Below are 13,310 nucleotides of genomic sequence, written 5' to 3' on the forward strand. Positions count from 1 at the left end.
GAAAGGAGGAACACCATGAACATCGGTGAAGCATCCAAGGCCTCGAAGGTCTCGGCCAAAATGATCCGCTACTACGAGCAAATCGGTCTGATCCCTCCGGCTGACCGCACCGATTCGGGCTACCGCGCCTATACCCAGGACGACGTTCACCGGTTGCATTTCATCCGGCGTTCGCGCGACCTCGGCTTCTCGGTAGCCGAGATCACGGACTTGCTGGGACTGTGGAATGACAAGTCGCGCCAGAGTGCTGATGTAAAGCGTCTGGCCCAGCAACACATCGACGAGTTGGACCGGCGCATCGAGAGCATGCTGGAGATGGCCGCGACGCTCAAGGCGCTGATCCGGTGTTGCGCCGGCGACGAACGGCCCGACTGCCCGATCCTGCACACGCTGGAGCAGCCCGATACCAGTGACAACAAGCCCGAAGCGCGCACTGGCGCAGTGCCGCGCCGCGCGCGAGCCAACGCAGCAGGAAAAAAGCCGCGTGCGCACTGAGCAGCCAGGAGAGATATGCCCAAAATCACAGTCTTGCCCCATCCTGAACTGGCTCCCGAGGGAGCCGAACTGAACGTGCCAGCAGGCACTTCGATCTGCGAGGCCCTGCTGGACAACGGCATCGAGATCGAGCATGCCTGCGACATGAGCTGTGCCTGCACGACCTGTCACTGCATCGTGCGCAAGGGGTTTAATTCTCTAAACGAAGTCGAGGAGTGCGAGGATGATCTGCTCGACCGGGCCTGGGGACTGGAGGCGCAGTCGCGGCTGAGCTGCCAGGCCATCGTTGCGACCGAAGACCTGACCGTCGAGATCCCCAAGTACACGATCAACCATGCCAAGGAGAACCACTAGGAGCCTGCGTGCTGCCTCAGGCGCACCGGCCTGCGGCAGGGTTGCTCTGGCAGATGGAGGACTGACGGCATTGCAGCCAGATAACCAACCCGTGGGCCAGACCAACCCGCGAGCCAGGTGTCTACACTCCCTTTGCACGGTCGTCGGTTAGGCTGGAAAGGTCATCAACGTCCTTAAATCCGTGACGGCCGGCCCATGGAAAGTCACACAGGAGAAGTCCTGCATGTCTGCGCCCAAGCTAGCCACGCTCTACCGAATGGTCATGCCCGGCCATACCTGCCCCTACGGGCTGAAGTCGCTCGATCTGCTCAAACGCAAGGGCTACGAGGTCGAGGACAAACACTTGGCGAGCCGCGAGCAGACGGATGCGTTCAAGAAGGAGCATGGCGTCGAGACCACGCCCCAGGTCTTCATAAACGGGCGGCGCGTGGGCGGCTACGACGACCTACGCAAATTCTTCGGCATGTCCGTGAAGGACAAGAACGCCGTGACCTACACCCCTGTGATCGCGCTGTTCGCCATGGCGGCCGCGATGGCGCTGGCGGCGAGCTGGGCGGCCTTCGGCCAGCTCTGGAGCATTCAGGCGGCAGAGTGGCTCGTGGCCTTTGCCATGTGTCTCCTGGCGCTGCAGAAGCTCAAGGACGTGGACGGCTTCGCGACGATGTTCCTCAACTACGACCTGCTGGCCAAGCGCTGGGTTCGGTATGCCTATTTCTACCCGTTCGCGGAGGCCATCGCAGGCGTCCTGATGGTCGCGGGCGTGGGGATGTGGGTGTCGATTCCGTTGGCGCTGTTCATCGGGACCGTCGGGGCCGTGTCGGTTTTCAAGGCGGTCTATGTCGATCGCCGGGAACTCAAGTGCGCCTGCGTGGGCGGGGACAGCAACGTGCCGCTGGACTTCGTGTCCCTGACCGAGAACCTGATGATGGTGGCGATGGCCCTGTGGATGTGGGCCAAGGTCGCCTACCTTGGGATGCACTGAGCGCCGCGCCAGATATGGCGCAGCGCACGTGCTCGCATCGGCCGTCCTGTGTGCATGCCGGCCACGACGCGGTGTTACTGCGCGCGCGGCGGGAAGCCAGCTTCGCTCAGGGCCGCGGCGATCTGCTCTTGCGAGGCCGAGGTCTGGACCTCGACACGGCGGGTCGGCGGGTCCGTAACGATCTTGGCGTTGGGGTCGATCGTTTGGATCGTTTTCGTCACAGTGCGGGCGCAGCCGCCGCAGGTCATGTCTTCGAGATGGAATTGCATGGAAAACTCCTTTCGGGTTGGGATGCTTAAAGTTTGATCCTTGCCACGGTTGGAAGGTCAAGCGCTATTTGCATCCCCGCCACACCAACCTGCCGAATGTTCATAGGGGCAAGGCCGTGGTGCTCTTCACGCGGTCCAGCACGAAGCTGGTCTTGCAGTCTTGCACGCTGGGGTGCTTGAGCAGCGTATCGAGCACGAAGCGGGAGTAGTGGGCCATATCTCTGACGACCACCAGCAACAGGTAGTCCATGTCGCCGGTCAGCGCGTGGCACTCCACCACCTCGGGCCAGTTCTGAACCGACGCGCGGAACACGTCCATGGGGTTGCGCTTGTGCGAATCAGAGTGCTTTTCGAGGCGCACGTTCAGGTAGGCCGTGAGGGTGAGGCCGATGCGTTCGGGGTGCACCAGGGCCACATAGCCGGCGATGACGCCAGCCTCTTCGAGGCGGCGCACCCGCCTCAGCGTGGCCGAGGACGACAGGCTTGCGTGTTCGGCCAGTTCGTCGAAGGTGGACCTTCCATTGCGTTGCAATGCATCAATAAGGCGTCTATCCGTACCATCAAGGACTATTTCTGTGCTCATTTCTTTCACCACGCAGGAATCAGGCATCAAGAAGTCTATTTGCAATTGATTTTGCAGAAATGATGTGCGGGCTTTTTCTTACCATCTAGGGTGTCCAGATTTCCACCCCAAACCCAAGAGAGACACCCCTGATGACCGACCTTTTTGACAACCCGATGGGCCTGTGCGGCTTTGAATTCGTCGAGTTCGCCTCGCCGACGCCCGGCGTGCTGGAGCCGCTGTTCGAGAAGCTCGGCTTCACCGAGGTGGCCCGGCATCGCTCCAAGGACGTATCGCTCTACCGCCAGGGCGACATCAACTTCATCGTCAACCGCGAGCCTAAAAGCCAGGCGGCGTATTTCGCGGGCGAGCACGGCCCCAGCCCCTGCGGGCTGGCGTTCCGCGTCAAGGATTCGCACAAGGCCTACCACCGCGCGCTGGAGCTGGGCGCGCAGCCGATGGACATTCCCACTGGCCCGATGGAGTTGCGCCTACCGGCGATCAAGGGCATCGGCGGCGCGCCGCTGCACCTGATCGATCGCTTCGAGGACGGCAAGTCCATCTACGACATCGACTTCGAATTCCTACCCGGTGTGGATCGCCGTCCCAAAGGCCACGGCTTCTCGATCGTCGATCACCTCACACACAACGTCTATCGCGGCCGCATGACGTACTGGGCCGACTTCTACACGAAGTTCTTCAACTTCCAGGAGATCCGCTACTTCGACATCAACGGCGAGTACACCGGCCTGGCTTCCAAGGCGATGAGCGCGCCGGACGGCCTGATCCGCATCCCGCTGAACGAGGAAGCACGCCAGGGCGGCGGCCAGATTGAGGAATTCTTGATGCAGTTCAGCGGCGAGGGCATCCAGCACATCGCCCTGCTGTGCGACAACCTACTCGATGCGCTCGACCGCGTGCAGATGGCCGGTATCCCGCTGCTGACCGCCCCCAACGACATCTATTACGCAAACTTGGAAAAGCGCCTGCCCGGCCATGGCCAGCCCGTGCCCGAGTTGCAGGCGCGCGGCATTCTGCTCGACGGCACGACCGAAGGCGGCCAGCCCCGCCTGCTGCTGCAGATATTCTCCGAGCCGCTGCTTGGCCCGGTGTTCTTCGAGTTCATCGAGCGCAAGGGCAACTACCGCGAGGGCTTCGGCGAAGGAAACTTCGGCGCCTTGTTCGAGTCGATGGAACGCGACCAGATCAACCGTGGCTCGTTGGAAATCAACCCGGCCTGATTTGGGCTTTTCCATGAAGGCAGAGCGCCTTCGGTCCTACATCTCGCGAGCCCCTCTGTGGGCTCGCGCTACTTTGGCGTCAGTACGGCCTTAGCCGCTCAAGCATTGAGCGGGTTGGGTTCGGCGTCACGTTCCGAAACAGTTGCTACCACTCTTGACTTGAGTTAATACATGAACATATGTATTCTTATTCAGATACACCGATGGCCTTTTTCCTCGCCCTGAAGAGGGACCCAGCACTACCTCGCCCCCTCTAAGCGCACTTCGGCAGCAATGCGCCGTGGCCAACCCAATGACCAGGATTGCTGAAGGACGTGCCCATGGAACTTCGTCATTTGCGCTGCTTCGTGGCTCTCGCCGAAGAGCTGCATTTCACCCGTGCTGCGGAGCGCTTGCACATCGAGCAGCCGCCGCTGTCCCGCACGATCAAGGAATTGGAAGACGAACTGGGGGTGCTGCTCTTTGACCGCGATCGGCGGGGAACGCGGTTGACGCCAGCGGGTACCACCTTCCTTCAGGACATTCGCCGGCTGTTCACCAACCTGGAGCAGGCACGAGAAAACGTCAGGGCGATCGCCGCAGGCCTAAGAGGCAGCGTGCGCATCGCCATCTCCGATGGCGCCATCGACCCGCGGCTGTCTGCACTTCTTGCCCTGTGCCGCCAGGAGGAGCCGGAGATCGAAATACGGCTCTCCGAGGTCACCCTGGCGGAACAGTTGCGGGGGCTGCGATCCGGCGACTTCGCGATCGGTTTCGCACACACTGCGGACGTCGGCGACGGACTGGTGACGGAGCCCATCTGGCAGGACCCGCTGGTGGTGACCTTGCCGATCCGGCACCCGTTGCTGGCCCACAAGGAAGTGTCGCTACGTGAACTCGTGAGTTACCCGCTGGTGATGTGCGATCCGCAGCTTTGCGAGGGCTACTGCCGCGAATTGACCCGGCTGCTACATCCCCTGGAGCGCGAGTCCACCATCGTTGAGCATGTCTCGTCGCTGGACATGATGCTCACGTTGGTCGGAGCTGGTTACGGCATCGGCTTCGCAACGGCGACCCGAATCGCGGTATGCCAACGTCCCGACGTGGTGATCCGGCCGTTGGCGCTCGATTCGGCCGTCATCATCACCTACCTGCTTCGGCCCGAAGGCGGTAGCGGACTATCCGTTCCCGTAGAGCGCTTCATCGAGCGTTTGCGTTCGCCAAAGAGCGATTAGCTACGGCGCCTGCGCCACACCCGGCGTCACGCATCGCCCTGAAGGTAGAGGTTGCGCTCCGTGGCCGTCATCAGTTCGGCCGAGCTGATCTTGAGAGCCAGGGAAATTTTTAGAATGAGAGCGAGTGTCGGCATGTGCTCGCCGCGCTCAATCTTGCCCATGTGCGAACGCGCGATCCCCGCCAAGCCCGCGAACTCATCCTGAGCAATCCCCTGATCCAGGCGAGCGGCTCGCACCGCTTGCCCGAACGCCAACGCCGGTGCGGACTCATAGGTGGTTACTCCGGCGGGCCGTCCAGGCCGAATAGTGCGCTTCTGCATTCGCAGAAGCGTCATGGAATCACTGATCTTTAACCACGTTAAAGATATCTCTTTAGTATGATGTCGGTAGATCTTTTCGATCCCCTCCCGCCGCCTCTTTGGGGGTATCCATGCATGACGTCATCAGTCCGCCCCCGAATTTCACACTCGCCATAGCGCCAGGTGTACCGTCTTCACGGCTGTCGGCGCTGCTTGCACTGCAGCGAGCGCAGGAGCCGGGCGTCGCGATGGCCGTGCGTGAAGTTTCGGATCAAGAGTTGATGACGGGCCTGCAGGAGGGCCGCTACGACGCGGGACTATCTCTTAGCGGTGCGGGGGATCACCTGACGAGTAGCCGGAGGCTATGGTGCGAAAGCATGGCCGTTGCGATACCACCGCGGTCCCGCTTAGTTAACCAGGCGAAGCTCACCATCTCAGATCTTCAGGATTATCCAATCTATCGCTGGCGGGTGGAGGCTTGCCCCTTGCTGGACGAGAGGTTGGCCTCCCTCATGCCAGTGGACCAAGAGAACATCCTGTCTGCAACTTCATTCGAGATGATGGCGCTGTGGGTCTCATCCGGCTACGGCATCGGCGTATGCGCGCAATCGCGCATCGAGCGTGCCCATCAATGGGGGATCGGCATGCGACCGCTCGCCGATGGCCCCTACAATATCGTGACGTACCTCCAACGGCCCCACGCGCAAGCCGATTCTGCTGCCAAGCGGTTCGAGCGTAGAGCGCTACAGATTGCTGGGGAAGGTGCAAGGTGATGGGCCTACGGCCGGAAGCGTCATCCCGGCCATAGGCTGACCCGTGGATTAGGTTCCCTCGATCACCACAGCGCTGTCCACTAGCCTACGAACGCTCTGCCGCACATCTTCCGGGACGGGCTGCGGGGCGACGGCCTTGGGCACATCCTCGTGATGCTGGTAGTCGCCCATGATGACCCGTACGATCGCCGGCACGTTGGTCGGCGTGACCGCATCGATGGCGGCGCGATCGCCCAGGTCAGGGTGCGGCTGGGTCAGCATGCGGTAAAGTCCCCAAGAATCCGCGTGCGGGCACTGGTTCATGAGCACCTGGGCCAGCCTGTGTTTGAGCGGCACCAGTTGCCAGTCCGGAACACGCTGTCCCCGATTGCCAAGGCTGATAGCCAGCAACTTTCCGGCTTTCAGTTCGCGGTTGATCTGGTCCTTGGACTTCCCGGCCAGCTTGCCGAACAACGGGACCGGCAGGCTGTTCGGCGACTCATAGATAGCCAGCATTTCCTCGCGCTCGCGCTGGATCGCGGACACTTCCGGCTCTGGGACATGCACCGGAGGCGGCGGCAGATGCGACAGTCTCCGGAACGTGATTCCGCCGCTGCTCGAAGTGACGACAATGGGCGTTGCGACAAGGGACTGCACGCCGGGCACAGGGGGCTCGGCCACGATGGGGGCCGCACCCACCGCCTCTTCCACTTCTGCCATCGCAGGCACCCCATCGATGCGGATGGTCAGGTGTGCGCTCGCAGCTTCTACCTCGCCCTGTTCGAGCAGGTCGAGGCGATCGGCCCAGTCCTGCATCATCCGGCGCCTCGGCTCCACGTATTTGGCGTGGTTGTAGGCCGAGCTGACCTTGTTGGGGTCGGAGTGCGATAGCTGTGCATCCACCCAAATTTTCGGATAGCCGATTTCGTTGAGCGCCGTCGAGATGGTGCCGCGGATGCCGTGCCCGGTCAGGCGCCCCTCGTAACCCATGAGCTGCAAGGCCTTGTTCAGCGTATTTTCGCTGATGCGCTTCTTGAGTTCGCTGGTATGAGCCAACAAGTACTTCTGCGCCGGCCGCATCGCGCTCAGAAGATAGCGCACGATCTCGATGGCCTGCAGAGAGAGGGGCACGATGTAGGGCGGCACGTCCTGCGGCCGCTTACCGGCCTTGCGCATTTCGTCCTGGAGCTGCTTGACGAATTGTGGCGGGATGATCCACAAGCCGCGGTCGAGGTCGAACTGCTCAGGCTCGGCCAGCCGCAATTCGCCCGTCCGCACCCCAGTTAACAACAGCAGCCGCACACCAAGCTGGGTCTGCCAGCCGCGGGGGGTGTAGAGCCGAAGCTTCTGAAGGAACTCGGGCATCTCGGGCAGGTGCAGATAGGGATTGTGGGTCACCGGGGGCTTGGGTTCGGCCACCACATCCAGGTCAGCAGCAGGGTTGACCTCCAAGCCCTCGGCAACGACCAAGGCATAGCGGAACATCTGGTTGAACCAGGTGCGAACCTTCTCGGCGGTGGTGAACGCTTTGCGCTTCTCGATCGCCGCCAGAACTCCCAGGAGCTGAGGGCGGCGAATGTCGTAGATCGACATCTTCCCTAAGGCGGGCAGCACGTCCTTGTTGAAGATGCGCAGAATCTGCGACAGGGTGCTCTGGCGGCCTTCCTTGAGTTCCTTGCGGCGATGCTCGACCCAGGCATCAAAAACGTTCCTAAAGGTGTATTCACCCGCCAATTTGGCCGCGTGCCGGCGCTGGTCACGCTCGATTTGCGGATCAACCCCCCTGGCAAGCAGGGCTTGGGCCTTATCCCGCTCGGCGCGGGCCTCGCGCAAGCTGAGGGCAGGATATCCGCCCAGGGACATACGTTTTTGCTTGCCCAGCCAGTAGTAGCGAAACATCCACGACTTACCGCCTGCAGCAGAGACCATCAGGCCCAGGCAGTCATTATCGGAGAGGGTGTAGCGTTTTCCGGTGGTTCTTGCCTGCCGGACGGTCAGATCAGAGAGTGCCATTTCGAGGCTCCTAAGTAATGACTTAGGCCCTATGCTCGTCATGGTTCCCGCTCAGCCCCAGCAACTATCCGGTAGCCGTCCCACCCGTATTCTTGTGCCTCAATTGGTCACTCAAAAACGGTAGCTGTGGGTGGATTTCCGTGGCGCTCGCTGGAATGGAAAAAGGGCCGAAGCCCCTTTTTTCAATGACTTACAGACGTCAGTAGAAGTCTGTAGATCATAATTTGGAGCGGGAAACGAGACTCGAACTCGCGACCCCGACCTTGGCAAGGTCGTGCTCTACCAACTGAGCTATTCCCGCAATTTTTGGCGTCCCCTAGGGGACTCGAACCCCTGTTACCGCCGTGAAAGGGCGGTGTCCTAGGCCACTAGACGAAGGGGACCAGGTAGAATCCCTGAGGACTCTGGCCTACCACTCGGCTGACGCTTGCCGCCGTTGGGAGTGCGCGCATTCTAGGGAGCCTTACCCTGGGCGTCAATAGCTGATTAAATACTTTTCAAATCAACGACTTCGCTCGTACGACAAACGGCGGGCAAGCACCATGGAGAAGGTCATGTCCTCAACGATGATTGCAGCGGTAGTGGGACTTGGCATCCTCTTGTTGATCATGATCGCCTTCGTCAACCAGAAGCTCGAAGCGGGCCGCCTGGAAAAGCAGCGCCTGGTCGCCGACCTCACCGACCGCATCAAGCGCTGCGCCCAGCTGGGCAGCAGTCTGCCCGGCCAGCTGATGACCCCGGCGCTCAAGCAGCTGTTCCACCGTATCGAACTCGGCCTGATCGCCCGCCTTGCCGCCCTGCAAGCCCCTTCCGCTGGCCTTACCGCACGCAAGACCGAACTGGAAGAAGCCCTGGCCAAGGGCGATAACATCGAACTCACCAATGCCGCCAGGCCAGTGCATACCGAGGCGCGGGTCAAGGAAGTTCGTGGCTATATGGAGATGCTGCACGCACTCGTCGCCCATGCCAATCAGATCGGCATTTTGGACGGCCAGGAAGCCCAGCGCTGGGTGGGCGAGATGCGCTACCTGCTCACGGTCACCTATGTGGAGTTCTTTCGCTACCAGGCCGAACAGCAGATCAAGAGCGAACACTATATCCAGGCACGCCAATCGTACGAACGGGCGATCATGCAGATCCGCAAGCAACAGCAACCCGAGCGCTATACCGAGTTGCTGGCCTATCTGGAAGAGCAGATTGCCCAGGTGAAACGCCAGCAGAGCGAACTGGTCGAGCAGGCCAGCAGCAGCGCCAACGAGCTGTCGGACAGCGTGGATACGCTCAAGGACGACAGCTGGCGTAAGAAGAACGACTACGAGTGAGGGCTTCCCTGCCCTCCCCGCCGATCAGCAATCGGTCGCGGCCAGAAAGGCCTCTACCATGGCTTCGATACCCGCCTGATCCGCCGCGCTGAAGCGCGCCGGATGAGGGCTGTCCAGATCCAGCACGCCGATCAGCCGACCGTCCTGCACCAGCGGCACCACCAGTTCGCTGCGCGAGGCCGCGTCACAGGCGATATGCCCGGGAAAGGCGTGGACATCCTCGACACGCTGGGTGCGGCGCTCCCGGGCGGCCGCGCCGCACACGCCCTTGCTGAAGGGAATGCGCATGCAGGCCACCTTGCCCTGGAAGGGGCCGAGCAGCAGCTGGTCTTCACCCTCGACGAAATAGAAGCCGGCCCAGTTCAGGTCCGGCACTTCCTGATAGATGAAGGCCGACAACTGGGCGGCATTGGCCACCAGGTTGCGCTCACCGGCCAGCAGGGCTTCCACCTGGGCGGCCAGCATGGCGTAGCCCTCGAGTCCTGCCCCTACGCCCGTCAGTTCTACGGTCATGCGTTCTCCAACAGTTTGAGCCCGACCCATTGGCGGGCGAATTGATAGGCACAGCGGCCATTGCGGTTGCCGCGACCAGACGCCCAGCGGATGGCCTCGCGATCCGCTTCTTCGGACCACTCCAGCTGCAGGCCGGACTTGCCGGCCAGGGTCGTGCACCAATGGCGCACCACGGCGAGATAGTGATCCTGGGTGAAGGGGTAGAAGGAAAGCCACAGTCCGAAACGATCCGACAGGGCGATCTTGTCCTCGGCCGCTTCGCTGGGGTGCAGCTCACCGTCGACGTGCTCCCAGTTGGCGTTGTCGCTCTGCCGCTCCGCCACCAGATGACGGCGGTTGGAGGTGGCGTAGAGGACCACGTTATCCGGCGCCTGCTCCAGGGAGCCATCCAGCACGCTCTTGAGCACCCGGTAATCGTCGCTGCCGGAATCGAAGGACAGGTCATCGCAGAACACCACGAAACGCTGGGGCTGGCCGGCGAGCTGTTCCACGGCGCGGGGCAGATCGGCCAGGTCGTCGCGCTCGATTTCGATCAGGCGCAGGCCCTGCCCGGCATATTCCGCCAGCAGCGCCCGGATCAGCGACGACTTGCCGGTGCCACGCGCGCCCCACAGCAGACTGTGGTTGGCCGGCAGCCCGGCCACGAACTGGCGGGTGTTACGGGCGAGCTGGTCACGCTGCCGATCGATACCCAGCAGGTCGGCCAGGCGCAATTCCAGATTGACGTCGAGCGGCTGCAGATAGCCGCCATGGCCTTCCCGGCGCCAGCGCGCCGCATAGCAGTGCTGCCAGTCCAGCGGCTCGCGACGATGGGGCAACAGGGGTTCGAGGCGCTCCAGCACCTGCCGTGCGTGGAGCAGAAAGTCTTCTAGGGAGGCATTCACAGGGATGATCCTTGACGACGAAAAAAAGAACAGCGGACCAGCCGCCTTACAAGCCGCGCATTATCGTATGACTTTTGCCCTCCAGACAAAGTCCAGAGGGCTACCACGCTAGGACGCCAGCGCCTGGCGGACATGCTTTTCCAGCTGGGAAGGACGGGTGATGGGCGCGAAGCGCTGGACGCGCCCCTGGGCCGGCGTGACGAGGAACTTGGTGAAGTTCCAGCGGATGGCGCCTCCCAACAAGCCCGGCGCCGCCTGCTTGAGCGCCACGAACAGCGGATGGGCGCCGTCGCCATTGACGTCGAGCTTGGCCATCACCGGAAAGCTGACATTGAAGCGGGTCAGGCAAAAGGTCTGGATCTCGGCATTGCTACCTGGCTCCTGACCACCGAACTGATTGCAGGGAAAGACGATCACCCGCAGTCCCTCGGCCAGATAACGCTGCTGCAGCGCTTCGAGGCCGTCGTACTGACGGGTGAAGCCGCAACGACTGGCGGTATTGACCACCAAGTAGGCCCGCGCCGGCCAATCGGCCAGACAGGCCCGCAGGCCATCGGCGGTCTCGAACGGCACGCTGAAGAGGTCCCTGATCACGCGGAGGCCCTGGGTTGCAACTGTAGCGCCACCGAGTTGATGCAATAGCGCAGACCGGTCGGCGGTGGACCGTCGGGGAAGACATGCCCCAGGTGGGCATCGCAGCGGGCGCAGAGCACCTCTACGCGCTGCATGCCGTGGCTGAAATCTTCCTTTTCCCGCACCGCCTCGGCATTGATGGGCGCGTAATAGCTGGGCCAGCCGCAGCCGGAGTCGAACTTGGTGCTGGAGTCGAACAGTGCCAGCTCGCAGCAGGCGCAATGATAGACGCCAGGCGTCTTGGTGTTGCAGTAGGCACCGGTATAGGGTCTTTCGGTGGCGGCCAGGCGACAGACGCGAAACTGATCGTCGGTCAGGCGCTCACGCCAGTCTTCCGGGCTACGCTGTACTTTTTCCATGATGACCTCTCTGGATGCCGGCGCATCTTTTGTAACAGGCGATGCAGCCGTATGATTCCCGCTCAGTCTGGCATCCACCCGCGGATGCTGCCAAGCGCCGGTCGGCGTCCGTCCCCGCCGAGTCTTACTCGCCCCTTTTCCAGGATTCATTTCCCCATGCAGGTCTCCAAGTCGAACAAGCTCGCCAATGTCTGCTACGACATCCGCGGCCCGGTCCTCAAGCATGCCAAGCGCCTCGAAGAGGAAGGACATCGCATCCTGAAGCTCAACATCGGCAATCCGGCGCCCTTCGGCTTCGAGGCGCCCGAGGAGATCCTGCAGGACGTCATCCGCAACCTGCCGACCGCTCAGGGCTACAGCGATTCCAAGGGCCTGTTCAGCGCGCGCAAGGCGGTGATGCAGTACTGCCAGCAGAAGCGCATCGAGGGTGTCGGCATCGAGGACATCTACCTGGGCAACGGCGTCTCCGAGCTGATCGTCATGGCCATGCAGGCCTTGCTCAACAACAACGACGAGGTGCTGATCCCGGCTCCCGACTATCCACTGTGGACCGCCGCGGTCAGCCTGGCCGGCGGCAAGCCGGTGCACTATCTGTGCGACGAGCAGGCCGGCTGGTTCCCCGACCTGGCCGACATGGAAGCCAAGATCACCAGCAATACCAAGGCGCTGGTGCTGATCAACCCGAACAATCCCACCGGCGCGGTCTATTCCAAGGAGGTGCTGGAAGGCATCGTCGAACTGGCGCGGCGGCACAACCTGGTGCTGTTCTCCGACGAGATCTACGACAAGATCCTCTACGACGAAGCCCAGCACATCTCCACCGCCTCCCTGGCGCCGGACGTCCTGTGCCTGACCTTCAACGGCCTGTCCAAGTCCTATCGCGTCGCCGGTTTCCGTTCGGGCTGGCTGATCGTCTCGGGCCCCAAGCACCGCGCCCACAGCTATATCGAAGGCCTCGACATCCTGGCCAACATGCGCCTGTGCGCCAACGTGCCGGCCCAGCACGCGATCCAGACCGCTCTCGGCGGCTACCAGAGCATCAATGACCTGGTGCTGCCGCACGGACGCCTGCTGGAGCAGCGTAATCGCACCTGGGAACTGCTCAATGACATCCCCGGCGTCAGCTGCGTGAAGCCGATGGGCGCGCTCTATGCCTTCCCGCGGATCGATCCCAAGGTCTGCCCCATCCACAACGACGAGAAATTCGTTCTCGACCTGCTGCTCTCGGAAAAGCTGCTGGTGGTCCAGGGCACTGCCTTCAACTGGCCCTGGCCCGACCACTTCCGGGTCGTCACCCTGCCCCGCGTCGATGATCTGGAACAGGCCATCGGCCGCATCGGCAACTTCCTTGGTGGCTACGCCCAGTAGCGGCAAAGCATTTCCGGGTCTTTCATCGGTTGACGCGCCTCGCGGCGTCA

The 13,310-nt window shown here is 62.1% G+C and carries 16 protein-coding genes and 2 tRNA genes; 8 read left to right on the forward strand and 10 right to left on the reverse strand.

Annotated features, from left to right (window positions below):
• The first annotated feature begins 15 nt into the window (after positions 1-15).
• The 3 genes from cueR (at position 16) to C722_RS0121970 (ending at position 1,831) form a co-directional block, all read left to right on the forward strand.
• Positions 16-495: a Cu(I)-responsive transcriptional regulator gene (gene cueR, locus C722_RS0121960; RefSeq protein ID WP_003821164.1), complete on the forward strand. Its 480-nt coding sequence runs from the start codon at positions 16-18 to the stop codon at positions 493-495.
• Between the two features lie 15 nt (positions 496-510).
• A complete protein-coding gene (gene fdx / locus C722_RS0121965; protein ID WP_003821165.1) occupies positions 511-849 on the forward strand; it encodes an ISC system 2Fe-2S type ferredoxin in 339 nt (112 codons plus the stop codon).
• A 223-nt stretch (positions 850-1,072) separates the two neighbouring features.
• Entirely contained in the window at positions 1,073-1,831 is a 759-nt protein-coding gene (locus C722_RS0121970; RefSeq protein ID WP_017642570.1) for a MauE/DoxX family redox-associated membrane protein, read from the forward strand.
• 74 nt (positions 1,832-1,905) lie between these two features.
• Here C722_RS0121970 and C722_RS0121975 read toward each other — a convergent pair whose 3' ends face one another.
• Together C722_RS0121975 and C722_RS0121980 are read right to left on the reverse strand one after the other, a co-directional pair.
• The gene (locus C722_RS0121975) at positions 1,906-2,100 is read right to left on the reverse strand and encodes a heavy-metal-associated domain-containing protein (RefSeq protein ID WP_003821167.1); all 195 of its coding nucleotides are present in this window, start codon (positions 2,098-2,100) and stop codon (positions 1,906-1,908) included.
• Positions 2,101-2,200: 100 nt separating this feature from the next.
• Entirely contained in the window at positions 2,201-2,683 is a 483-nt protein-coding gene (locus tag C722_RS0121980) for an Lrp/AsnC family transcriptional regulator (RefSeq protein ID WP_026084024.1), read from the reverse strand.
• A 131-nt stretch (positions 2,684-2,814) separates the two neighbouring features.
• Here C722_RS0121980 and hppD point away from each other — a divergent pair, with 131 nt between their 5' ends.
• Both hppD and C722_RS0121990 read left to right on the forward strand, forming a co-directional pair.
• A complete protein-coding gene (gene hppD, locus C722_RS0121985; RefSeq protein WP_017642572.1) occupies positions 2,815-3,903 on the forward strand; it encodes a 4-hydroxyphenylpyruvate dioxygenase in 1,089 nt (362 codons plus the stop codon).
• 320 nt (positions 3,904-4,223) lie between these two features.
• Positions 4,224-5,117: a LysR family transcriptional regulator gene (locus tag C722_RS0121990; protein WP_003821171.1), complete on the forward strand. Its 894-nt coding sequence runs from the start codon at positions 4,224-4,226 to the stop codon at positions 5,115-5,117.
• Between the two features lie 26 nt (positions 5,118-5,143).
• Here C722_RS0121990 and C722_RS0121995 read toward each other — a convergent pair whose 3' ends face one another.
• Positions 5,144-5,437: a helix-turn-helix domain-containing protein gene (locus C722_RS0121995; RefSeq protein ID WP_003821173.1), complete on the reverse strand. Its 294-nt coding sequence runs from the start codon at positions 5,435-5,437 to the stop codon at positions 5,144-5,146.
• Between the two features lie 110 nt (positions 5,438-5,547).
• Between C722_RS0121995 and C722_RS0122000 the strand changes: the two genes are divergently transcribed.
• Entirely contained in the window at positions 5,548-6,189 is a 642-nt protein-coding gene (locus C722_RS0122000; protein ID WP_023110687.1) for a substrate-binding domain-containing protein, read from the forward strand.
• 48 nt (positions 6,190-6,237) lie between these two features.
• On the opposite strand, the gene C722_RS0122005 is transcribed toward C722_RS0122000, so the two are convergent.
• The 3 genes from C722_RS0122005 to C722_RS0122015 all read right to left on the reverse strand — a co-directional run bounded on the left by C722_RS0122005 (position 6,238) and on the right by C722_RS0122015 (position 8,564).
• Positions 6,238-8,181, reverse strand: a complete 1,944-nt coding sequence (locus tag C722_RS0122005) for an integrase arm-type DNA-binding domain-containing protein (RefSeq protein ID WP_017642575.1) — start codon at positions 8,179-8,181, stop codon at positions 6,238-6,240.
• A gap of 225 nt (positions 8,182-8,406) precedes the next feature.
• Positions 8,407-8,482 (reverse strand) — tRNA-Gly (locus C722_RS0122010).
• A gap of 6 nt (positions 8,483-8,488) precedes the next feature.
• Positions 8,489-8,564: transfer RNA gene (locus C722_RS0122015), tRNA-Glu, on the reverse strand.
• Positions 8,565-8,735: 171 nt separating this feature from the next.
• Between C722_RS0122015 and C722_RS0122020 the strand changes: the two genes are divergently transcribed.
• Positions 8,736-9,503, forward strand: coding sequence for a hypothetical protein (locus C722_RS0122020; protein WP_242455120.1), 768 nt, complete (start codon positions 8,736-8,738; stop codon positions 9,501-9,503).
• A gap of 24 nt (positions 9,504-9,527) precedes the next feature.
• On the opposite strand, the gene C722_RS0122025 is transcribed toward C722_RS0122020, so the two are convergent.
• From C722_RS0122025 to msrB, 4 genes are all read right to left on the reverse strand, one after another.
• Positions 9,528-10,016, reverse strand: coding sequence for a GAF domain-containing protein (locus tag C722_RS0122025; protein ID WP_017642577.1), 489 nt, complete (start codon positions 10,014-10,016; stop codon positions 9,528-9,530).
• Positions 10,013-10,900 (reverse strand): ATP-binding protein, encoded by an 888-nt coding sequence (locus C722_RS0122030; protein WP_017642578.1) that lies wholly within the window; start codon positions 10,898-10,900, stop codon positions 10,013-10,015. Before C722_RS0122030 ends, C722_RS0122025 begins: the two co-directional genes overlap by 4 nt.
• 108 nt (positions 10,901-11,008) lie before the next feature.
• A complete protein-coding gene (locus C722_RS0122035; RefSeq protein WP_017642579.1) occupies positions 11,009-11,494 on the reverse strand; it encodes a glutathione peroxidase in 486 nt (161 codons plus the stop codon).
• Positions 11,491-11,892: a peptide-methionine (R)-S-oxide reductase MsrB gene (gene msrB, locus C722_RS0122040; RefSeq protein ID WP_017642580.1), complete on the reverse strand. Its 402-nt coding sequence runs from the start codon at positions 11,890-11,892 to the stop codon at positions 11,491-11,493. The genes C722_RS0122035 and msrB overlap by 4 nt, the downstream gene beginning before the upstream one ends.
• 156 nt (positions 11,893-12,048) lie before the next feature.
• On the opposite strand from msrB, the gene C722_RS0122045 reads away from it, so the two are divergent.
• A complete protein-coding gene (locus tag C722_RS0122045; protein WP_017642581.1) occupies positions 12,049-13,260 on the forward strand; it encodes a pyridoxal phosphate-dependent aminotransferase in 1,212 nt (403 codons plus the stop codon).
• The last annotated feature ends 50 nt before the right edge of the window (positions 13,261-13,310 follow it).

This window comes from Pseudomonas sp. 313, from assembly GCF_000316965.1.
GTDB lineage: Bacteria > Pseudomonadota > Gammaproteobacteria > Pseudomonadales > Pseudomonadaceae > Chryseomonas > Chryseomonas benzopyrenica.

What these genes read in the sequence shown, in the direction of transcription:
- cueR (WP_003821164.1), top strand. Translation starts at nt 16, where the DNA reads ATGAACATCGGTGAAGCATCCAAGGCCTCGAAGGTCTCGGCCAAAATG.
- fdx (WP_003821165.1), top strand. Translation starts at nt 511, where the DNA reads ATGCCCAAAATCACAGTCTTGCCCCATCCTGAACTGGCTCCCGAGGGA.
- C722_RS0121970 (WP_017642570.1), top strand. Translation starts at nt 1,073, where the DNA reads ATGTCTGCGCCCAAGCTAGCCACGCTCTACCGAATGGTCATGCCCGGC.
- C722_RS0121975 (WP_003821167.1), bottom strand. Translation starts at nt 2,100, where the DNA reads ATGCAATTCCATCTCGAAGACATGACCTGCGGCGGCTGCGCCCGCACT.
- C722_RS0121980 (WP_026084024.1), bottom strand. Translation starts at nt 2,683, where the DNA reads ATGAGCACAGAAATAGTCCTTGATGGTACGGATAGACGCCTTATTGAT.
- hppD (WP_017642572.1), top strand. Translation starts at nt 2,815, where the DNA reads ATGACCGACCTTTTTGACAACCCGATGGGCCTGTGCGGCTTTGAATTC.
- C722_RS0121990 (WP_003821171.1), top strand. Translation starts at nt 4,224, where the DNA reads ATGGAACTTCGTCATTTGCGCTGCTTCGTGGCTCTCGCCGAAGAGCTG.
- C722_RS0121995 (WP_003821173.1), bottom strand. Translation starts at nt 5,437, where the DNA reads ATGCAGAAGCGCACTATTCGGCCTGGACGGCCCGCCGGAGTAACCACC.
- C722_RS0122000 (WP_023110687.1), top strand. Translation starts at nt 5,548, where the DNA reads ATGCATGACGTCATCAGTCCGCCCCCGAATTTCACACTCGCCATAGCG.
- C722_RS0122005 (WP_017642575.1), bottom strand. Translation starts at nt 8,181, where the DNA reads ATGGCACTCTCTGATCTGACCGTCCGGCAGGCAAGAACCACCGGAAAA.
- C722_RS0122020 (WP_242455120.1), top strand. Translation starts at nt 8,736, where the DNA reads ATGTCCTCAACGATGATTGCAGCGGTAGTGGGACTTGGCATCCTCTTG.
- C722_RS0122025 (WP_017642577.1), bottom strand. Translation starts at nt 10,016, where the DNA reads ATGACCGTAGAACTGACGGGCGTAGGGGCAGGACTCGAGGGCTACGCC.
- msrB (WP_017642580.1), bottom strand. Translation starts at nt 11,892, where the DNA reads ATGGAAAAAGTACAGCGTAGCCCGGAAGACTGGCGTGAGCGCCTGACC.
- C722_RS0122045 (WP_017642581.1), top strand. Translation starts at nt 12,049, where the DNA reads ATGCAGGTCTCCAAGTCGAACAAGCTCGCCAATGTCTGCTACGACATC.